20 protein-coding genes and 1 pseudogene are annotated in these 18,635 nt (G+C 56.6%); 9 read left to right on the top strand and 12 right to left on the bottom strand.

Annotated elements, in window-relative coordinates:
• Window positions 1-8: 8 nt before the first annotated feature.
• The 6 genes from ACR0AU_RS14905 to ACR0AU_RS14880 are packed head-to-tail and all read right to left on the bottom strand — an operon-like array spanning window position 9 to window position 5,669.
• Window positions 9-1,511, bottom strand: coding sequence for an aldehyde dehydrogenase (NADP(+)) (locus tag ACR0AU_RS14905; RefSeq protein ID WP_480795863.1), 1,503 nt, complete (start codon window positions 1,509-1,511; stop codon window positions 9-11).
• Window positions 1,512-1,523: 12 nt separating this feature from the next.
• On the bottom strand, window positions 1,524-2,636 hold the full coding sequence (locus ACR0AU_RS14900) for a fumarylacetoacetate hydrolase family protein (protein WP_480795862.1): 1,113 nt from the start codon (window positions 2,634-2,636) through the stop codon (window positions 1,524-1,526).
• Window positions 2,587-3,468, bottom strand: a complete 882-nt coding sequence (locus tag ACR0AU_RS14895) for an amidohydrolase family protein (RefSeq protein ID WP_480795861.1) — start codon at window positions 3,466-3,468, stop codon at window positions 2,587-2,589. The genes ACR0AU_RS14900 and ACR0AU_RS14895 overlap by 50 nt, the downstream gene beginning before the upstream one ends.
• Entirely contained in the window at window positions 3,465-3,893 is a 429-nt protein-coding gene (locus tag ACR0AU_RS14890; protein WP_480795860.1) for an RbsD/FucU family protein, read from the bottom strand. The genes ACR0AU_RS14895 and ACR0AU_RS14890 overlap by 4 nt, the downstream gene beginning before the upstream one ends.
• Window positions 3,883-4,935 (bottom strand): aldo/keto reductase, encoded by a 1,053-nt coding sequence (locus ACR0AU_RS14885; RefSeq protein WP_480795859.1) that lies wholly within the window; start codon window positions 4,933-4,935, stop codon window positions 3,883-3,885. The genes ACR0AU_RS14890 and ACR0AU_RS14885 overlap by 11 nt, the downstream gene beginning before the upstream one ends.
• Entirely contained in the window at window positions 4,932-5,669 is a 738-nt protein-coding gene (locus ACR0AU_RS14880; protein WP_480795858.1) for a GntR family transcriptional regulator, read from the bottom strand. Before ACR0AU_RS14880 ends, ACR0AU_RS14885 begins: the two co-directional genes overlap by 4 nt.
• An 84-nt stretch (window positions 5,670-5,753) precedes the next feature.
• On the opposite strand from ACR0AU_RS14880, the gene ACR0AU_RS14875 reads away from it, so the two are divergent.
• Genes ACR0AU_RS14875 through ACR0AU_RS14860 form a run of 4 tightly spaced genes read left to right on the top strand, consistent with a single transcriptional unit; the run spans window position 5,754 to window position 10,871 of the window.
• Window positions 5,754-7,307: a UxaA family hydrolase gene (locus ACR0AU_RS14875; RefSeq protein ID WP_480795857.1), complete on the top strand. Its 1,554-nt coding sequence runs from the start codon at window positions 5,754-5,756 to the stop codon at window positions 7,305-7,307.
• A gap of 41 nt (window positions 7,308-7,348) precedes the next feature.
• Window positions 7,349-8,875: a sugar ABC transporter ATP-binding protein gene (locus tag ACR0AU_RS14870; RefSeq protein WP_480795856.1), complete on the top strand. Its 1,527-nt coding sequence runs from the start codon at window positions 7,349-7,351 to the stop codon at window positions 8,873-8,875.
• A complete protein-coding gene (locus tag ACR0AU_RS14865; RefSeq protein WP_480795855.1) occupies window positions 8,872-9,879 on the top strand; it encodes an ABC transporter permease in 1,008 nt (335 codons plus the stop codon). The genes ACR0AU_RS14870 and ACR0AU_RS14865 overlap by 4 nt, the downstream gene beginning before the upstream one ends.
• A gap of 47 nt (window positions 9,880-9,926) precedes the next feature.
• The gene (locus ACR0AU_RS14860; protein ID WP_170694956.1) at window positions 9,927-10,871 is read left to right on the top strand and encodes an ABC transporter substrate-binding protein; all 945 of its coding nucleotides are present in this window, start codon (window positions 9,927-9,929) and stop codon (window positions 10,869-10,871) included.
• 64 nt (window positions 10,872-10,935) lie between these two features.
• On the opposite strand, the gene ACR0AU_RS14855 is transcribed toward ACR0AU_RS14860, so the two are convergent.
• The 4 genes from ACR0AU_RS14855 to ACR0AU_RS14840 form a co-directional block, all read right to left on the bottom strand.
• Window positions 10,936-11,703, bottom strand: a complete 768-nt coding sequence (locus ACR0AU_RS14855) for an IclR family transcriptional regulator (RefSeq protein WP_480795854.1) — start codon at window positions 11,701-11,703, stop codon at window positions 10,936-10,938.
• 159 nt (window positions 11,704-11,862) lie between these two features.
• Complete coding sequence (locus ACR0AU_RS14850; RefSeq protein WP_480795853.1) at window positions 11,863-12,819, bottom strand: substrate-binding domain-containing protein; 957 nt, start codon at window positions 12,817-12,819, stop codon at window positions 11,863-11,865.
• A gap of 82 nt (window positions 12,820-12,901) precedes the next feature.
• The gene (locus ACR0AU_RS14845) at window positions 12,902-13,654 is read right to left on the bottom strand and encodes an ABC transporter permease (protein ID WP_480795852.1); all 753 of its coding nucleotides are present in this window, start codon (window positions 13,652-13,654) and stop codon (window positions 12,902-12,904) included.
• Window positions 13,655-13,669: 15 nt separating this feature from the next.
• Entirely contained in the window at window positions 13,670-13,807 is a 138-nt protein-coding gene (locus ACR0AU_RS14840) for a hypothetical protein (RefSeq protein WP_480795851.1), read from the bottom strand.
• A gap of 63 nt (window positions 13,808-13,870) precedes the next feature.
• On the opposite strand from ACR0AU_RS14840, the pseudogene ACR0AU_RS14835 reads away from it, so the two are divergent.
• A pseudogene (locus ACR0AU_RS14835) lies at window positions 13,871-14,578 on the top strand (IS6 family transposase).
• Here ACR0AU_RS14835 and ACR0AU_RS14830 read toward each other — a convergent pair.
• Window positions 14,560-14,883: a LysR family transcriptional regulator gene (locus tag ACR0AU_RS14830; protein ID WP_480795850.1), complete on the bottom strand. Its 324-nt coding sequence runs from the start codon at window positions 14,881-14,883 to the stop codon at window positions 14,560-14,562. The pseudogene ACR0AU_RS14835 and the gene ACR0AU_RS14830 sit on opposite strands and share 19 nt — an antisense overlap.
• A 96-nt stretch (window positions 14,884-14,979) precedes the next feature.
• Between ACR0AU_RS14830 and ACR0AU_RS14825 the strand changes: the two genes are divergently transcribed.
• Window positions 14,980-15,627 (top strand): class I SAM-dependent methyltransferase, encoded by a 648-nt coding sequence (locus ACR0AU_RS14825; protein WP_170733496.1) that lies wholly within the window; start codon window positions 14,980-14,982, stop codon window positions 15,625-15,627.
• Window positions 15,628-15,693: 66 nt separating this feature from the next.
• Window positions 15,694-16,167, top strand: coding sequence for a GNAT family N-acetyltransferase (locus tag ACR0AU_RS14820; protein WP_170733510.1), 474 nt, complete (start codon window positions 15,694-15,696; stop codon window positions 16,165-16,167).
• Here the strand turns inward: ACR0AU_RS14820 and ACR0AU_RS14815 are convergent.
• On the bottom strand, window positions 16,134-17,141 hold the full coding sequence (locus ACR0AU_RS14815; protein ID WP_170733495.1) for an AraC family transcriptional regulator: 1,008 nt from the start codon (window positions 17,139-17,141) through the stop codon (window positions 16,134-16,136). The two genes, ACR0AU_RS14820 and ACR0AU_RS14815, sit on opposite strands and share 34 nt — an antisense overlap.
• Window positions 17,142-17,278: 137 nt before the next feature.
• Here ACR0AU_RS14815 and ACR0AU_RS14810 point away from each other — a divergent pair, with 137 nt between their 5' ends.
• The gene (locus ACR0AU_RS14810) at window positions 17,279-18,106 is read left to right on the top strand and encodes an NmrA family NAD(P)-binding protein (protein WP_170733494.1); all 828 of its coding nucleotides are present in this window, start codon (window positions 17,279-17,281) and stop codon (window positions 18,104-18,106) included.
• 28 nt (window positions 18,107-18,134) lie between these two features.
• Window positions 18,135-18,539: a DUF4345 domain-containing protein gene (locus ACR0AU_RS14805; protein WP_170733493.1), complete on the top strand. Its 405-nt coding sequence runs from the start codon at window positions 18,135-18,137 to the stop codon at window positions 18,537-18,539.
• Window positions 18,540-18,635 lie beyond the last annotated feature (96 nt).

Raw genomic sequence — 18,635 nt, 5'->3', positions numbered from 1 at the left:
TGGTTGCCTCACAGGTTCTCGGGCAGAAGGTCGGTTGGAATGTCCTGATAGCAAACCGGCCGCAAGAAACGGCGGATCGACAATGTGCCCACGGAGGTCGCGCCAAAGTTGGTTGAGGCGGGGTAGGGGCCGCCGTGGACCATGCTGTCGCAGACTTCGACGCCGGTTGGGAAGCTGTTGGCCAGCAGACGTCCCGCCTTTCGTTCCAGCAGCGGAAGCAGCGCCTGAGCTTCGGGTTTGTCGCCTGCGTCCAGATACAGTGTGCAGGTCAGTTGCCCTTCGACGGTGCGCGCGATCTGTTGCATCTGAGAGGTGTCATTCACGCGCACGATAATGCCCAATGGTCCGAAAACCTCTTCCTGCAGCTTGTGGTCGGCCAGCCAGTCATCGCCGGAAACAGCGAACAAGTATGGCGCGGCATCGCGTGTCTCGCAACTGGTGCCCATGATCTTGGAAACACCTGTTCCGGCGGCGATACGCGAAACGCCGTCGCGATAGGCTGCCGCAATTCCATCGGTCAGCATTGTCTGGTCAGCCGCCGAAGACAACCCGGTTTCAGCTGCGGACTGAAACGCCTCGGCATCGGGCCCATCAATGATAACGGCAATGCCGGGATTGGTGCAGAACTGACCGGCGCCCATCGTCAGCGAAGCGGCCCAACCTGTGCCGATCTCGGCCCCTCGCGCGGCTGCTGCCTGCGGCAAGATAAACATTGGATTGACCGAGCCCAGCTCGCCAAAGAACGGAATGGGTTCATCCCGCTGCGCGCACAAATCGAACAATGCGCGTCCACCTCCAAGGCTGCCAGTGAAACCTACGGCCCGGATCAGAGGATGTTGCACCAGACGCGTGCCCACGTCCCGTTTGCCGCCTTGAACCAGTGAAAACACTCCGGGATGAACTCCGGTCGCCTTGATGGCGGCGTCGATGGCCTGCGCCACGATCTCGCCCGTGCCGGGATGGGCCGAATGGCCTTTAACGACAACCGGACATCCTGCGGCCATTGCCGCGGCGGTATCGCCCCCAGCAACCGAGAAGGCCAATGGGAAGTTCGACGCGCCGAACACCGCAACAGGACCCAGCGGGCGCTGGATCATGCGCAAGTCGGGGCGGGGCAAGGGTGCGCGATCCGGCATCGCCGGGTCATGGCGCATGTCCAGATAATTACCCACTTCGATGTGATCGGCGAAGAGACGCAGCTGGCCGACGGTACGGCCACGTTCCCCCTGCAGGCGCGCCTCGGGCAAGCCGGTTTCCTGAGTACCAATCTCGGTAATGGCATCTCCACGCGCGTCAATCTCCTCCGCGATTTTGCGCAGAAGTGCGGCGCGCTCGGCGCGCGAGGACCACCCGAAAGTGGCAAACGCTGCCTCGGCCGCTTCTACTGCGTTATTTACCAATGTCGCTGTCCCCACAGAAAAGTCATGGCTTGGTCCATGCGCAGGTTCGGATGCAAAAGTCGCATCTGCGCCGACCCATTCGCCGGCGATCAGGTGTTTTCCAGTCAACATGTTCGTTCTCACTTACAGCAGGCCGCGACGGGCGAGGTTTCGCATCAGGTGTGACGCCCCGAAGGTCCATTCGGGGCATTCTGTCGACAGGCGCACTGTGTTTGTCAGTGCCCCAAGTTGTGCATTGGCGATGGTGACAACGTCGCCAAGTTTGTGCGTGAATCCACCGCCCGGCGTATCCCGGTCCTGGGTTGGGGCGAATAGCGTGCCGAGAAACAGCATCAGCCCGTCAGGATATTGGTGGTGACGTCCGATGGTCTGCTTCACAAGATTAGCAGGATCGCGGCTGATCTGGGCCATCGATGAGCTGCCGTTCAGAACAAACCCATCTGGTCCGGTGACGGTCAGCGTCAGTTCAGCCAGACGTACATCAACCAGAGTGAACCCATCATCGAACAACCGGATCATTGGCCCGATCGCGCAAGAGGCATTGTTGTCCTTGGCTTTGCTTAGCAACAAGGCCGAACGCCCTTCAACATCGCGCAGGTTCACATCATTGCCCAATGTTGCGCCCTTGATCTCGCCCTTTGAGGTCACGGCCAGAACAACTTCGGGCTCGGGATTGTTCCAGGTCGAGATCGGGTGAAGCCCGATATCTGCGCCGAACCCGACGGACGAAAGGACCTGCGCCTTTGAAAACACCTCGGCATCGGGGCCGATCCCAACCTCCAGATACTGGCTCCAGAGACCTTCGGTGATCAGTGCTTCTTTGACCTCTGCGGCCGCGTTCGATCCCGGTACAATGTTCGAGAGGCTGTCTCCAATCCGGTCTCCGATGCGCGTGCGGATCGCATCGGCCTTGGCAGGATCGCCTGCGGCCTGTTCCTCGATCACGCGCTCGACCATTGAGCCCGCAAATGTGACACCGCAGGCTTTAACCGCCTGCAGGTCGCACGGCGCGAGCCATTGGTGGTCGGCGTCAAAAGGACCGATTTCTTCACCTTGTGCATTGCGCACATAGTCTGCCGCGTCTTCGCGTTCCAGAATGTCCCGGACGGTTGGTGCCGTTTTTGACGTAATATCGACAACCTGCCCATTGCGCAGGGTTACCACGCTGGGCCCAACCCCCGCGCGCTCAAGACGGCCGAGCCACAGCCCGTTTGGTTCCAATGTAGGTATGGTCATTTTTTTCCCTGAGGTTATACGCGCGCGTGGCATTGCCACCCATGATCGCCTGGCGTTCGTCGTTGCCCAGCTGGTTCAGGAGCGTGTCGGTGGTTTCACACCAGCGCTCGTAGCTACTGGCCACGGTGCAAACCGGCCAATCGCTGCCCCAGATTAGACGCGACGGGCCGAAGGTGTTCAGCAGGTGATCCACATAGGGGCGCAGGTCTTCGATCGTCCAATCTGCGGCAGCTTCGGTCACGAGGCCGGACAGCTTGCACCATGCGTTTGTATCCCGAGCCAAGGCCGCCATGTTGTCAGCCCAATCATACAGGATTGCGTCTTTGATCAACGGTTTCGATCCATGGTCGATGACAGCGCGCATATCGGGGTGACGTTCAAGAAGTTGCCTGAGCGGGCCCAGATGTTGGGGCAGGGTCAACGCATCGAATGTAAGGTCATGCCGTTGGACAGCCTTAAAAGCTGGTGTCAGCGTGTCGCCGAGCATCCAAAAAGGGTCAGCGATGTCCTGTATCATCGGGCGAAGGCCAACCAGTGCCGGGTGGGCGGCCAAAGCAGCAATTTGCGCGCCAACATCATCGGCTTCAAAATTGACCCAACCGACAACACCTTTGATGAACGCATTCTGGTCGGCCAGAGAGAGCATGTATTCGGTCTCAGCCACAGTAGGGGCCGCTTGGACAAGGACCGTGCCGTCAATCTCGGCAGCTTTTAGCAGGGGCATTAGATCGTCCGGGGTGAAATCCCGGTAGATTGCGTCCAGATCAGGCGTCAGCCAGCCATAGTCGCCGCGCGCCAAAGCCCAGAAATGCTGATGCGCGTCGATCCTCATTCGATCACACCCTTTTTCAGGATGATGTTGCCATAAAGCCTGCGCTCGCCGGTCTGAACGATTGCAAAGGCGTTGGCCGCACGGTCGTAGAATGCAAACCGTTCCAAGCCCAGCACCTTGGCAGAGTTGTCGGCGGACGTGTCGATGATGCGCTGAAAGTCCGCGACTGAGTCAGGCACCGCCTCCGGGTCGCCAACAACCTGCATGGTCAACGCCGGATCAGGAACGAACGTATCCAAAGGCATCACAGAAAGTACGGCCTTCAACATTTCACTGGCCGTAGACCCATCGGCCCGGATGCAGTCTGGTCCCATGCTGGCGCCCGGAAAATTTGCATCTGCGATAACAATCTCATCTCCGTGGCCCATGGCCCTGAGGGTAAATAGAAGCTCCGGCGACAGGATCGGGTCGATGTTACGCAGCATCAGCTGTCTCGCTTGGCAGTGGCGCGTCGGGTCGGATCAGGCCTTCGGATCGCAGGTCCGACCACAGGCTGGGGGGAATGTCGCGCTCCATCAATGCTACATTGGACTGGACTTCTGCTGCGTTGACGGCCCCGGGCACCACTGTTTTGACGCATGGATGCCCCAGAACAAATTGCAGCGCTGCCGCAATCAGCGGAGTGTTGTGGGCCGCGCAAACCGCTTCGATCTTACGGACCCGTTCCAAAATGTCTTTTGGTGCGTCTGCATAATTGTACTTGGCGCCGGGTACAGCTCCGGTGGCGAGAATGCCTGAATTGTAAGGCCCCCCGAGGATAATCCCGACATCGCGCTGCTCACAGAGTGGCAGAAAACTGTCGAGCGCTTCCTGCTCCAGCAGCGTATAGCGCCCGGCCAGCAGGAACCCGTCGAAATCCCCCAGTCCAAGCAGCCTTTCGCAAACCTGCCATTCGTTTACGCCCGCGCCGATTGCAGCGATCTCGCCTGCGTCGCGCAGTTCGGTTAGCGCTTTGTAACCCCCACCATCAAAAAGCTCGCGCACCTTGGCGTCCGACATTTCCTGACTGCCCTGGCTGAAGACACAGACATCATGGACCAGAAGAATGTCAGAATTGGCAACGCCGATCCTGTCGCGGCTGGCCTCGTAAGACCGCATGACCCCGTCATAGGTATAGTCGAACACAATCCGTTTCTGCGGCACATCGACAAAGGCTTCGGGTGTCACTTCAGGCGGTTTGCAATCCAGTAATAAACGCCCGATTTTGGTCGAAAGCTGAATGTTCTTGCGACCGAACCGGTTGATCGCCTGCCCAAACCGATGCTCTGACCGGCCAAGCCCGTATTGCGGCGCGGTGTCGAAAAAACGGATGCCTGCGTCATAGGCGGCTTGCAATGCAGCCTGCGCGTCCTCGTCCGAGACTTTGCGGTACAGGTTCCCCAACGGCGCTCCGCCGAACCCCATGCGGGTCAGGGGAACGGGCCGCGTGGTTCGGTTGTTCAGTAATTCTGTCTGGGAAACGGTCATCCTGCCTCGCTATTCGACTGTGGAGTAAGGTTGAACAAATGGGGCTGTTGCTGTTCCAGCTGCTCGATACGCGGCATCAACTGCCCAAGGTGGGTGCGCATGGCGTCCTGCGCAGCCTGTTCGTCGCGATTGTTGATTGCTTCGAAAATCGCCCGGTGTTCGGCCAAAGTCTCAGCTATTCGACCGGGTGTCGGCAGCAGCAACATACGGGCGCGGCTGACCTGCAACGATACGGTTTGCGCAACGTCCGCAAGACGGCGGAAACCGGTGAACTCCATCAGTAAGCCGTGGAACTCTTCGTCTGCCTGATAAAAGCCGGGGATGTCGTCATCTTCGATCAGCAGTTCCTGCAAACGCATGTTGCGGCTCAACCGTTTGCGCTGATCGTCGGTCGGATCGCGCGCGACCTTGGCGACGGTTGCAAGCTCAAGCGCTTCACGCAGGAAAACGCCTTCGCGAATTTCATCCATTGAAAAATAGGACACGCGGGTGCCGGATTGCGGCACCACATCCACCAGCCCTTCAGAGGCCAGACGCGCGATCGCGTCGGCAACAGGTGCTCGAGATACGCCCAATCTCTCGCACACTGCGGCCTTCCGGAGATTCGCCCCGGGAGGAAAATCAAGCGAGAGAATCGCCTGTTTCAAAGAGTGGTGGACCCGTTGAGTCAGCGGCCCTTCGATCGTCGTGATCTCGGGCAGCAGCGCAGCATCAATATCTTGGTGTTTGCTCATGCTAAGCAATTTAGCATTCTAACATGTTAGTTGACAAGTGGTGATTTTGGATTTAGCAACATTGGCCAAGCAAGCGGGGAAGAGATGCAAGCACACGGCGGCATGGATGTTTTGGAAGAGGCGACGCGCGACGTCGTGAAGCTTAATCCGCAGGACAATATCGTCATTGCTTTGCGCGACCTGCAGGCGGGTGAACAACCGGCGTATGTTCCGGTGCCGTTGGCTGCATCCGTTTCCCGCGGTCACAAAATTGCGATGTCATCAATCCGGGCTGGCGAAAATGTTGTTCGCTATGGCCAGATCATCGGACAGGCCAATTGCGATATCGCGCCGGGCGAACATATCCACGTGCACAACCTTGGTATGGGTGCGCATCAGCAGGACTATGCACATGCCAGCGCGAATGCGCCGCTGCCTGCTCTGACTGACGAGCGGACATTTGACGGATACCATCGCACCGACGGTAAGGTGGGAACCCGAAACTACATCGGCATTCTGACCACCGTGAACTGTTCGGGGTCGGTGGCACGTTTCATCGCTGAGGCGACGGAAAAATCTGGACTACTGGACAACTTCCCCAACGTCGATGGTGTGGTGCCGATTGTGCATGGGACCGGCTGCGGAATGTCCGGCAAGGATGAAGGCTATGCCACCCTGTTCCGAACTCTGTCCGGGTACGCACAGCATCCGAATTTCGGGGGTATTCTGCTGATTGGGCTTGGGTGTGAGGTCATGCAGGTCGCAGACCTTGTTGGCGGTCGTCCAATCCGCGCTGACGGTGCCCTGCGCTACATGACTATTCAAAACGAGGGCGGAACGCGGCGCACAATCGAGCGGGGGCTCAAAGAACTGCGAGGCATCGCCGAACTGGCCAATCAAGCCGAACGCGCTCCGGCTCCGATCAATGCCATTACGGTCGGCATGCAATGCGGCGGCTCGGACGGATATTCGGGGATCACGGCGAACCCGGCTTTGGGATATGCCTCAGACTTGCTGGTGCGCCATGGCGGAACAACGATCCTGTCGGAGACCTCGGAAATTTACGGGGCGGAGCATCTGCTGACGCGGCGGGCCGAAACGGTCGAAGTTGGTGAAAAGCTGATCGAGCGCATCCACTGGTGGGAGAACTATACCGCTCGCAACGGCGGTGAGATGGACAACAATCCAAGCCCTGGTAACAAGCGCGGGGGCCTCACGACGATTCTGGAGAAATCACTGGGGGCGGTCGCCAAAGGGGGCACAGCCCCTCTGCGCGACGTCTATAAATTTGGTGAGACAGTGGACAAACACGGGTTCGTTTTCATGGATAGTCCCGGTTTTGATCCATGTTCTGTCACCGGCCAAGTCGCCTCGGGCGCGAACCTGATCGTGTTCACCACCGGGCGCGGCTCGGTTTCAGGGTACCAACCAACACCCTGTATCAAGCTGGCCACGAACTCCGAAATGTATGCCCGCATGGCCGAAGACATGGATCTGAACTGCGGTGACATCGTGACCGACGGGGTCAGCATCGAGGCAAAAGGCGAAGAGCTGTTCGAAATGCTCATCCGCGTAGCCTCGGGAGAAAAAACCAAAAGCGAGGAACTTGGCTTTGGGGGCGTTGAATTCGTCCCCTGGCAAATCGGCGCGGTGATGTAGTCGCGTCAGTCCCAAGGGGAGAGGGGCAAATGGAAGGAAAAATGAACAAATTGGTCGAAATGGAGGGGATTGATAAGTTCTTCCCCGGCGTGCACGCGCTGAAATCCGTGCAGTTCGATCTGGAACCGGGTGAAGTTCACGCACTGATGGGCGAGAACGGCGCCGGTAAAAGCACGCTGATGAAAATCCTCTCGGGTATTTACCAGCGCGATGGCGGTACGCTGAAGATCGAAGGGTACGAGGCCAGCCCGACCACCCCGCGCGAGGCGCAGGATCTAGGTATTGGGATCATCCATCAGGAACTGAGCCTGATGAACGACCTGACTGTAGCCCAGAACATTTTTATCGGACGCGAACCGCGTAAGAGCTTTGGCCGTTTGGACGAGGCGGCGCTGAATGCGCAGACTGCCGAAATCTTTGCTTCGATGAACCTCAGCCTTGATCCCAAGGCGTTGGTTGGCAGCCTGACCATCGCAAAACAGCAAATGGTCGAGATCGCCAAGGCACTGTCCTTTCGGTCCAAGGTGCTCATCATGGACGAGCCAACAGCGGCCCTGAATGACGCCGAGATTGCTGAGCTGTTCGTGATCATCCGCCGCCTTAAGGCTGAAGGTGTAGGCATCGTTTACATTAGCCACAAGATGGACGAGCTGAAGCAGATCTCGGATCGCGTGACGGTTATGCGCGATGGGGAATATGTCGGAACAGTTGGGGCTGCTGAAACCCCGATCAGCCAGATCATCGCCATGATGGTGGGCCGAGAGGTCAAGGAAGAACCGCTGGACGTGCCCGACCTGGGTGATGCGGAGATGTCTTTGCAAGTCACCGGGCTGAGCCGGAGCAACGAAATTCAGGACGTCAGTTTCTCGGTCCAAAAGGGTGAAATTCTGGGCTTTGCCGGTCTGATGGGCGCAGGTCGTACAGAGGTTGCACGGGCTATCTTCGGGGCCGATCCCAAGGATTGCGGCGAAATCCGGGTACATGGTCAGGTGGTGTCGATCAAATCACCCACCGACGCCGTCAAAGCGGGGATTGGATACTTGTCCGAGGACCGAAAGCATTTCGGTCTCGCCACTGGTATGAATGTACGCGACAACATCGCGCTTGCCTCGATGGACCTATTCACCGGCGCAGGCGGGGTTCTGCACGATGGTGAAATCAGCGACACCGCCAAAAGCTACATCCAGCAATTGGGCATTAGAACGCCATCGGATGTGCAGGAGGTTCGCCTACTGTCAGGCGGCAATCAGCAGAAGGTTGTCATCGCCAAATGGCTGCTGCGCGACTGCGATATTCTGATCTTTGACGAACCGACCCGCGGTATCGACGTCGGCGCGAAATCCGAGATTTACAAGTTGCTGGAAGAACTGGCAGGGCAGGGCAAGACGATCATCGTGATCTCGTCTGAACTGCCCGAAATCATGCGCCTCAGCCATCGCATCGCGGTGATGTGCGAAGGGCGGCTGACCGGCATTTTGCCCGGCGGAAAAGACACCACTCAGGAAGACATCATGCATCTGGCCACGCAACGTGCAGCGGCGATGCAGGTAACAGGGACAGTCCAATGACCACAGCAACCGACATCGAAAAGAAAAAGCCACTCTCGGGTCTTGCGGACAGCGGCGCGTATCAAAAGCTGTTGGCCTTTGCCAGTTTGATCGTTCTGCTAATCGGTTTTTCCATTGCTTCACCCAACTTCATGCAGACGTCGAACATGATTGCCATCCTACAGGCGACATCGGTCAATGGCGTTCTGGCCGTCGCCGCGACACTGGTTATCATCACCGGTGGGATCGACCTGTCTGTCGGCACACTGATGACCTTTTGCGCGGTGATCGCCGGCGTGGTGCTGACATATTTGGGAATGTCGTTGCTGTTAGGCGTGGCCGCAGCCATTGCAGCTGGAGCATTCTGCGGGCTTTGCTCCGGTACTTTCGTCGCCAAGATGAAAATCCCGCCCTTCATCGCCACACTTGGGATGATGCTGATTCTCAAAGGCCTGTCGCTGGTGATCTCTGGGACACGGCCAATCTACTTCAATGACACGCCGGGCTTTGACCAGATCTCGCGCGGGTCGCTGATCGGTGAGGTTTTCCCGTCACTGCCCATCCCCAACGGTGTGCTGATCCTGTTCCTGGTGGCCATCGCGGCTTCGTACATTCTGGGGCGCACAGTTCTGGGTCGTTACACCTTTGCGCTTGGCTCTAACGAGGAAGCGGTGCGCCTGTCAGGCGTGAACACCGACATGTGGAAGATGCGTATTTATGCGCTGGCCGGAGCGATCTGCGGCATCGCCGGTATCCTGATCGCCTCGCGCCTGAACTCGGCGCAACCGGCATTGGGTTTGGGATACGAATTGGAGGCGATCGCAGCCGTGGTGATCGGTGGCACGTCTTTGTCCGGTGGGCGCGGCACGATCCTGGGCACGTTGATCGGCGCCCTGATCATGGCTGTACTGACCAACGGATTGCGCGTGCTGTCAGTCGCGCAGGAATGGCAGACCGTTGTCACCGGCGCGATCATCATTCTGGCCGTCTATGCCGACATGGCGCGGCGCAAGAAATCGGGATGACCAAGCAACTAAATCAAAGACCAAAACGACCAACTGGAGGAGAAAACATGTTAACACGTCGTTTCATTCTGGGTGCGCTCAGCGCAGCCACCCTGGCAGGTCCCGCCTCGATGGCGGCAGCCGAAGAGATTTACATTCCACTGGTATCCAAAGGGTTCCAACATCAGTTCTGGCAAGCGGTGAAGTCCGGCGCCGAACAGGCAGCAGACGAGTTTGATGTCACCATCACGTTCGAAGGTCCGGATAACGAAACAATGGTGGACCGCCAAATCGACATGCTGGCTGCCGCTTTGGCCAACAACCCCAAAGCCATTGGGTTTGCTGCTCTGGACAGTCAGGCCGCAATTCCGCTTTTGAAGCAGGCCAATGAAAAGGGCATTCCGATCATCGCCTTCGACAGTGGCGTTGACAGTGACATCCCGCTTTCAACTGCGACAACAGACAACCTGGCGGCGGCTGGCCTTGCAGCCGACAAGATGGCCGAAAAAATCGGCGGCAAGGGTAAAGTTGCGGTTGTCGCGCATGACCAGACCAGCCGAACCGGCATCGACCGCCGCGACGGTTTCGTCAATCGCATGGCCGAGAAGTACCCGGATATCGAAGTTGTCACAGTTCAGTACGGTCAGGGCGACCACCTGAAGTCGACCGAGGTCACAAAGGCGATCCTGACAGCAAACCCCGATCTGAATGGCATCTTCGGCACCAACGAGGGCTCGGCTATCGGCGTTGTGAATGGCGTTCAGGAGCTGGGCACCGAGGGTTTGGTGATCATCGGTTATGACAGCGGCAAAGCCCAGAAAGACGCAATCAAAAGCGGCTTGATGGCGGGTGCCATTACGCAAAACCCTGTGGGCATCGGTTATGAGACGGTGAAGGCAGCGGTTGCGGCTTTGAACGGGGAAGAGGTTCCTGGTCTGATCGACACAGGCTTCTACTACTACGATGCCTCAAACATCGACGACCCGAAGATCTCGGCCGTTCTGTACGACTAAATACAACCACTCATACTGTCCGGCCTGCCTTTTGGGCCGGCCGGATGGTTCCATCTGCAGATTGTCAGGTGAATTGATACCAAGGCGTACGGGGCAGGGGCATTCGGGTCGCTACGCTGGCTTGCAACTGGGCCGCTGTCGTTTTTAGTGCATCAATGACAAATTCGCGACGGTTGTCGATCAGGGCGGAAGCGAAATGCGGAATCGTCAACGAAGCGATAACGGATTGTCCCAAGCCATGACGGATAGGTGTCGAAATCTCGCTTATGGCATTGCTCTCGGGACTGCCGAGAGAGATGTAATTCTGTTCGGCGCAGACTGCCGCTTGATCGGAAAACTCTTGCACAGAATCCGGGTTTTCCTCCGGTGCTATTTTGCAAAGATAAGCCAAGCGATCTTCACGTGAGGCAATTTCTGAAAGAAAACACGCCCCGGCCGAAGTCGGAAACACGGGTGTTGTGTAACCGACCTGCACCGTGACACCGTAGTTCTGGGACGATGAGACACTGTTGATCACAATCAGCTCGTCTTTGCCGTTGGGTATCCAAAGGTGGTTGGACAGTTCGATTTCTTCGGCCAAACGGTTCATGTAAGGTTCAGCCAATTCTGCGAGTTTGCTGTAATCTGTTCGGTCTCCACCCAACAGGGCAAGCTTTCCGGTCAGTTTGAACAGGTCACCTTCCTGGCGATCGATGTAACCACGTTCCTCCAGCACGATCATCATGCGGAAGATTTCGTTCTTCGAACGGCCAATTCCCTGCGCAAGCTGAGACAGGGTAGGGGCAGTATCCGACAGAGACAGAAACTCAAGAATATCCAATCCCTTTTCCAAAGCGGGAGCGGAGTATTTTTTGGAGTTTCGTTTTTTGCTCGGACATTCTCGGCACCTTTTTTCGAAGCTTTCTCAAAAAAGACAGCAGGGGCGCAAGCCCCTGCGTGTCCGACCGGCTACCCCGACAGGGAGGAGAAAGGAAACCGGTCTGATCGGTTTTTACAGTCCGTTCTTCTTCAGGATTTCACCCGCGTTATCGGCAGTGATTGCCTCGGTGCCCATGACGACCGACTTTGGGACTTCTTCACCTTTCAGGTGCTTCAGAGCCTGACGCAGTCCTTCGGCGCCCGGGGTTGGGTACAGGAATGTGGCCGACAGTTCGCCGTTGGCAACCCAGGTCACGCCTTCACCTGGCAGGGCGTCAACACCAATGAAGATTATGTCATCTGCGCGGCCCGCGTCTTTGGCGGCCAGATAAGCGCCATAGGCCATCGGATCGTAGTGGCCATAAACCATGGTGATGTCTTCATAGTTGCGCAGGGCGGTCGACATGATGTCGTACGCCTGATCTTGTTTCCAATCGCCCGACTGCTGATCGAGCAGGAAGGTCACGCCTTCTTCGCCGTCAAAGGCCTCGTGGAAACCGTTGGCGCGGTCATGCGCGGCCTGAGTGCCCAGACCACCCCAGATTTCAATGATGGTGCCTTTGGCCGCACCTGAACCGCCCAGCTGGTCCAGCGCGAACTTACCGGCTTCGCGGCCGATCAGCTCGTTGTCGCCGCCAACCCACTGAACGAATTTGTCAGTGTCCACGTTGCGGTCCAGAACAAAGACCGGAATGCACGCGTCGGCTGCCTGCTCGACCACACCGGTCAGACCAGCGGATTCCTTGGGCGAGATCAGGATCGCGTCAACTTCCTGACGGATAAAGTTCTCTACATCCGCCACCTGCTTTTCGGTGCGGTCGTTGGCATCCGCGATGATCAGCTCGACATTATCGTGCTGGTCAGCCTCGGCACGCAGGTCTTTGTTGAACTGGACGCGCCAGGGCTCAACAGTGGTTACCTGCGAAAATCCGATCACATAGTTGTCAGCCGCCAGTACCATTGAGGCCGAAAACGAAGTTGCGAGCGCGGTGGCGACCATCAGGCCCTTGCCAAATGTTCTTCTTTTCATAGTCTACTCCTTAGTCATGATGCGGGTTTCTCCAAATTCCCGCGTTCTGATTGCTCTGACCTTGGTCCTTCAAGATTTGAGGTCAGAGCCTCCTCCCTCTGCCGAGGCGCTCTTTCGCCATGACAAAGATCTCTTCAAATCGCCCTTCCTGAAGCAGGACGGCGACCACGATGATGATGCCCTTGAGCACCAGCTGCGTGTTGCTGTCGATGTTATTGAGTTGCAGGATGTTGCTGAGGAAGCCAAAGATCAGCACCCCAACGAATGTCCCCATGATGGCACCACGACCGCCCATGAGGCTGGTACCACCGATCACCACGGCTGCGATCGCATCCAGTTCCAATCCCAATCCGGCATCCGGTTTACCCTGCCGGAATTGCGCCACATAAAGCACTCCAGCCAGTGCAGACAGGCCCCCGGCCAGCGCGTAGGCGATGATTTTTTTGCGACCCACATTGATGCCCGCCAGACGCGCGGCCTCTTCATTGCCGCCGATTGCCATCAGGTAGCTGCCAAAGGTGGTGAACCGCGTGATCAGGAAAAAGACCAACAGGACGCCAAGGAAGAAAAGCCCGGGTACGGGCAGGACGCCCCACAGCAACACACGCAGCACTTCGAAATTTTCCGTCGCATTGCTGCCGGTATAGACCGGGTAAACAGCCGTATCTTGCTCGGCAATGACGCGCGCCAGACCCAGCGCACCCACCATCATCGCCAGCGTCACGATAAAGGGTTGCAGACGGCCATAGACGATCAGCGCTCCGTTCACCGTGCCCATGACGGCCCCGATGCAAGGCACCACGATCAGCACGGCCATAACACCGAATTTCGGCATGACCTGTCCGGCAAGTCAGACCATCACGCCAATTGCGATTGCAGCCGCGATCAGACGGCTCAGCATCCGCGACGGCGCGCTTGTTGTCGCTGCTGTTTCAGAAGTGCGGTTCAGGTTGCTTTGCACGAAATAGATCAGGGCCGCGATGGTCACAAAAAGGGTCTTGTCAGAAGAACTTGGCTTGAGACGGGCAGGGCGGATACGTAGCTACTGTCCATGACCAGACCTGCCTCTTTCAAGTACTTCAAAACCAGTCCCGATATCATCCGCCTTACAGTGATGTTGTACATCCGTTTCCCGCTCTCGCTTCGGAACGTCGAAGATTTGTTGCACGAGCGAGGCATCGACGTGAGTCACGAAACTGTCCGGTATTGGTGGAACAGATTTGGCCCGATGTTTGCCTCTGAGATCCGAAGAAAGCGTGTTCAGCAATTGAGAGCATACTCCAAATGGAAGTGGCACGTGGATGAGGTTTTCGTGAAGGTGAATGGCAAGAGACACTACCTCTGGCGGGCCGTCGATCATGAGGGCGAAGTGCTGGAAGCAATCGTTACCAAACGCCGAAACAAGCAGGCGGCGTTGAAATTCCTCAGGAAATTGATGAAGCGGCACGGTAAAGTTGACGAAGTGGTCACCGATCGCTTCGCGTCGTATCGAGCTGCGTTCAGAGAAATGGGCGCGCTCGAAACACAAAAGACGGGAAGGTGGCTCAACAACCGCGTCGAGAACTCGCACCAGCCGTTTCGACGACGCGAACGCGCGATGCAACGTTTCAGGCGCATGCGAAGTCGACAGAAATTCGCCTCCGTCCATTTCTCCGTCTACAACCACTTCAACTAGGAAAGATCGCTGACCAGCCGAGACACCTTCAAGTTGACACGAAGCGCCGCTCTTAGCGAGTGGCGTCAACTTTGTTCCGGATAGGTTCGCGGTTTCCGCAGCAAACTGAGACTGGTTCGAATTCGTCTGACAGCACCCCTGTTCGCAACAATTGCCATTTCACTGACATGTACCAACAGCTCAGCACCAGCGTTTGTCAGATTAAGCGACTTGCCAACCCTTTCAAACAAGATGACGCCGAGCGCCTGTTCCAGCGCGGCGACTTGCCGACCGACGGTTGGTTGGGTCTGCCCAAGCACGCGCGCTGCCGCGGAAAACGAACCTTCTTCTGCCGTTGCAAGAAAGGACCGAGCCTGGTTCCAATCGAAATTGATAGCGTTCCAATTCATGCATTAATGCATAACAGTTCTGCAATATCTGGCAATTCCATAGAATCGCGTTTTAATTTACTGGCCGCTGTGAAAAGTTTGAAAGAGAGATCAAAGATGGCTGCATTGTCCAATGATGCCGAGTTCTGGAGCAAGATTTCGCGCAGATATGCGGCTGATCCTATCCGGAACATGGAAGGGTATCTGAACACGCTCGAACGTTCAAAGTCCTACCTGCAAGCCGAAGACAGTGTGTTGGAAATCGGGTGTGGAACGGGGTCAACCGCGTTGCTACTGGCACCGCATGTGGCTCAAGTCACCGCCTCCGATCTCGCACCGGGGATGATCGAAATCGCAAACGAGAAACTCGCTGAAGAAGAGTTGGAGAATGTCACGTTCAAAGTGGCCGAGGTTCTACAGCACGATCCTGACGACGGTTCTTACGACGCTGTCCTCGCACATAATCTACTGCACCTTGTACCCGATATGGGCCATGCACTCGAACACATTGCGACCCTTGCAAAACCCGGTGGGGTATTCATTTCCAAGACCGTCTGCGCTCCAGAGAGTGGAGGGTTCAAATATGGCATAATCAGCCGAATAGCGATCCCGATTATGCAGGCGCTCGGGAAAGCTCCGTTCGTAAATTTTGTATCCGTTGCTGAACTCCAGCACGCTATTGAACGTGCGGGCTTCGATATCGTTGAGACAGCGGATCAAGCCGGGTTGTTGCCGAGCCGGTACATTGTCGCGAGAAAGCTGTGAAACAGTATTCGCGCCAGAATTACTTTGCATGCAAGGGACATCTCGGGCCATCAAATGAGTACAATGATGAAAGATGGGATTTCATTTGCGCGCCTTTCGGAAATCGACCCGAATGACATTTCGGTTCATATGTCCGACCCCCGGGTAGCAGAGCATATGCCGCTTTTGACGTTCAAATGGAATGTTGAGGTCGCAAGAGAATTTATCGCCAAAAAGGAAGGCTACTGGGCGCGGGACGGTCTTGGACATTGGGCGTTTTTGTCAGGCGGCCGGTATGTTGGTTGGGGGGGCTTTCAAAAAGAAGGTGGCGAGTGGGATTTTGGGTTGGTTTTGCGGCCCGACGCCTTTGGACTTGGGAAACGGATTTCCAAAATGGCAATCGACTTTGCGATCGCTGACAAACGTATCCCCTTTGTCACGTTTCTGCTGCCACCAAGTAGAAAAAACCTGGGTGCACTCCGGAAACTCGTTGCCAAACACATCGGCGAGATCGAATACGAAGATGCTCAGTTTCTCAAGTTTCGCCGGGATACGGAGTGAACTCTGTTCTTCCTGATTTTTCCCGGTGGTGCGCCAAATACCCGTTTGAAGGCTTTGTTGAACGCAGGCTCTGACAAGTATCCGATGTCAGAAGCAATCTGCGAGATAGGTTGATCGGTGGACACCAACCTTTCACTGGCCAGGTGCATACGCCACGTTGCAAGATACTGTATTGCTGGAACGCCTACCAACTCAGTGAACCGTGCCGCGAAAGCGGATCTGGACATACCAGCAACCTCCGCGAGAGACTCGACTGTCCAAGCCGCAGCAGGCGTACGGTGAATTGCGACTATCGTGCGCCCGATCTGCGGGTCTCGCGCAGCTTTTAACCAGCCTCGATCTGCATCGGGTGCGCTGTTCAGCCAACGACGAATGGCCTCAATGACAACCACATCGGCCAGTCGCGTGATCACGGTTTCGCCGCCCGGTCTCAATTCCCGCGCCTCTTTTGCGATGAATTGCAAAGTTGCCTGTAACCAGCTTCCGGCGTCCTCCTCCCAAGGGTCGATTTTGAGTACATCCGGAAGCAAGCACATCAACATATCACTGGCGGCGTGATCTATTCGGACCAAGCCGTACATGATGCCCGTCTCCGCGCCGCCGCCGCCGTTTTCCAGTGTTTCATAAAGCTCGGTTACCTTGCGAATGGGCAATTCCTCCAGCGACAAAAGCGGCGTGTCTTCTGAGCTAAAGAAACCGACCGGTGCTCCGTTGGTCATCAAGACCAGATCGCCTTTTTCGACCTCGAACGGGTCATCGTCACCGACCTTCATCAAGCACCGCCCGTGTGTGATGACCGCAAAGCTCAGTACGCCGGGAAATCCCGGTATCGATACGCCCCACGGTGCAGTCAAGCGAGACTGGCAATAGAATGTACCTGTCAATTTAAGTAAATGAAGGATTTCCCCCAGCGGATCGCCGATCGGCTGTGCCAGTGCATCTGGGTCAGGGACATGCGGTTCAACCTTGTTCATGTGGGGACCTTGGCTGAAATTTAGCTCTTCGTCTATTTACTTTGGACGATCGAATAAGAATTCCGGATTCTGAAGAATAGAACATCTCTATTTATTGCCTAATTTCGGGCCATCAAGTGAACTCATGGAGATGACCAATGATACAGCAGCCCATTCTTGTACTTGGCGCAACAGGCAAAACCGGATCGCGGATCGCGACACGTCTGGAAAAAAAAGGGCAGGCAGTCCGGCGCGCATCGCGGAACAGTGAAACGCCATTTGACTGGGACCAACCGCAGAGCTGGCCCGCAATCCTGGAAGGCGTCTCGTCCGCTTATATTTCTTACTTTCCTGACATCGCTTTTCCAGGCGCGGTTGAGCAAGTCGAAGCGTTCACAGCATTGGCTCGTGAAAAGGGACTACGGCGTCTTGTGCTGCTAACCGGGCGTGGCGAGTTGCATGCGGAACGAGCGGAAGCAGTCGTACGCAATTCCGGAGTTCCGTTCACTATCGTTCGTGCTGCATGGTTTGCGCAAAACTTCTCTGAAGGGGCATTGCTTGGTCCGGTCATGGCAGGTGTCTTGCCGATGCCCGCCGGCGATGTACGCGAACCAATCATCGACGTGGACGACATCGCCGATGTTGCCGTAGCTGCTTTGACAGAAGAAGGACACGATGGCGAACTGTACGAGGTCACGGGACCACGTCTCATGACGTTTGCCGACATGGCCGCAGAGATTTCGCGCGCCATGGGCAGGACTGTGCAATACCTGCCAATTTCATTCGAAGACTTCCACGCGGAAATCGCGCATGCGAATGGCGAGATGATGGCTGATGTGATTACGGACATCGCGCGTGAAACGCTGGACGGGCGCAATGCGAACCTCGCGGACGGGGTCCAGCGTGCGCTTGGACGCGCGCCACGCGACTTCGCCGACTTCGCAAACAAAGCTGAAATGTCTGGCGCGTGGACCAAAGCCGCATAAGCCAGGCCAAGGGACATTGGAGACAAACATGAAACTTGAAATTAGAGGCAGACTTATCTTGGGCATGTCCGGATTAACTGCATTCGCCGTAGGTCTGGCCATCACTCTGGACCCACAGTCTTTCTACGCCAACTACGGCATCGTACTCTCGCCGCAGCCAAACCTGATGAGTGAGTTGCGTGCACCTGCTGCCAACCTCTCGGTACTTGGCCTGATCATTTTAGGCGGAGCATTTTACCAAAAGTTGGTCCAGGCCTCAGCCTTGCTTGGGGCTACGGTTTTCTCAGCTTTCGCCGTGGGCAGAACAATCAGTTTCGTCCTCGATGGTTGGCCATCCGATAACATTCTTGCCGCATTTGCGATAGAGGTTTTGCTTGCGGTGTTGTGTTTGTGGGTTGTCGGTGGAAATGCGAAATCTGCAGCGCCGGCCTAAGACGGCTTTGTCCGGATAGTGTTGAAAAAGTCGACGTTGGAACTGCCGATGAGCGATGGCAAAAGCCGCTTGGGATGTTCCTCTCAGCCTGTTGGT

Source organism: Ruegeria sp. CG1, assembly GCF_056537265.1.
This window is presented reverse-complemented; position numbering and strand designations above follow the sequence as displayed.

Bases quoted from the DNA above. Each gene is read 5' to 3' on its own strand.
- ACR0AU_RS14810 (WP_170733494.1), top strand. From the start codon at position 17,279: ATGATACAGCAGCCCATTCTTGTACTTGGCGCAACAGGCAAAACCGGA.
- ACR0AU_RS14830 (WP_480795850.1), bottom strand. From the start codon at position 14,883: ATGAATTGGAACGCTATCAATTTCGATTGGAACCAGGCTCGGTCCTTT.
- ACR0AU_RS14815 (WP_170733495.1), bottom strand. From the start codon at position 17,141: ATGAACAAGGTTGAACCGCATGTCCCTGACCCAGATGCACTGGCACAG.
- ACR0AU_RS14820 (WP_170733510.1), top strand. From the start codon at position 15,694: ATGAAAGATGGGATTTCATTTGCGCGCCTTTCGGAAATCGACCCGAAT.
- ACR0AU_RS14860 (WP_170694956.1), top strand. From the start codon at position 9,927: ATGTTAACACGTCGTTTCATTCTGGGTGCGCTCAGCGCAGCCACCCTG.
- ACR0AU_RS14905 (WP_480795863.1), bottom strand. From the start codon at position 1,511: ATGTTGACTGGAAAACACCTGATCGCCGGCGAATGGGTCGGCGCAGAT.
- ACR0AU_RS14895 (WP_480795861.1), bottom strand. From the start codon at position 3,468: ATGAGGATCGACGCGCATCAGCATTTCTGGGCTTTGGCGCGCGGCGAC.
- ACR0AU_RS14805 (WP_170733493.1), top strand. From the start codon at position 18,135: ATGAAACTTGAAATTAGAGGCAGACTTATCTTGGGCATGTCCGGATTA.
- ACR0AU_RS14890 (WP_480795860.1), bottom strand. From the start codon at position 3,893: ATGCTGCGTAACATCGACCCGATCCTGTCGCCGGAGCTTCTATTTACC.
- ACR0AU_RS14845 (WP_480795852.1), bottom strand. From the start codon at position 13,654: ATGCCGAAATTCGGTGTTATGGCCGTGCTGATCGTGGTGCCTTGCATC.
- ACR0AU_RS14850 (WP_480795853.1), bottom strand. From the start codon at position 12,819: ATGAAAAGAAGAACATTTGGCAAGGGCCTGATGGTCGCCACCGCGCTC.
- ACR0AU_RS14875 (WP_480795857.1), top strand. From the start codon at position 5,754: ATGCAAGCACACGGCGGCATGGATGTTTTGGAAGAGGCGACGCGCGAC.
- ACR0AU_RS14870 (WP_480795856.1), top strand. From the start codon at position 7,349: ATGAACAAATTGGTCGAAATGGAGGGGATTGATAAGTTCTTCCCCGGC.
- ACR0AU_RS14865 (WP_480795855.1), top strand. From the start codon at position 8,872: ATGACCACAGCAACCGACATCGAAAAGAAAAAGCCACTCTCGGGTCTT.
- ACR0AU_RS14900 (WP_480795862.1), bottom strand. From the start codon at position 2,636: ATGACCATACCTACATTGGAACCAAACGGGCTGTGGCTCGGCCGTCTT.
- ACR0AU_RS14880 (WP_480795858.1), bottom strand. From the start codon at position 5,669: ATGAGCAAACACCAAGATATTGATGCTGCGCTGCTGCCCGAGATCACG.
- ACR0AU_RS14825 (WP_170733496.1), top strand. From the start codon at position 14,980: ATGGCTGCATTGTCCAATGATGCCGAGTTCTGGAGCAAGATTTCGCGC.
- ACR0AU_RS14885 (WP_480795859.1), bottom strand. From the start codon at position 4,935: ATGACCGTTTCCCAGACAGAATTACTGAACAACCGAACCACGCGGCCC.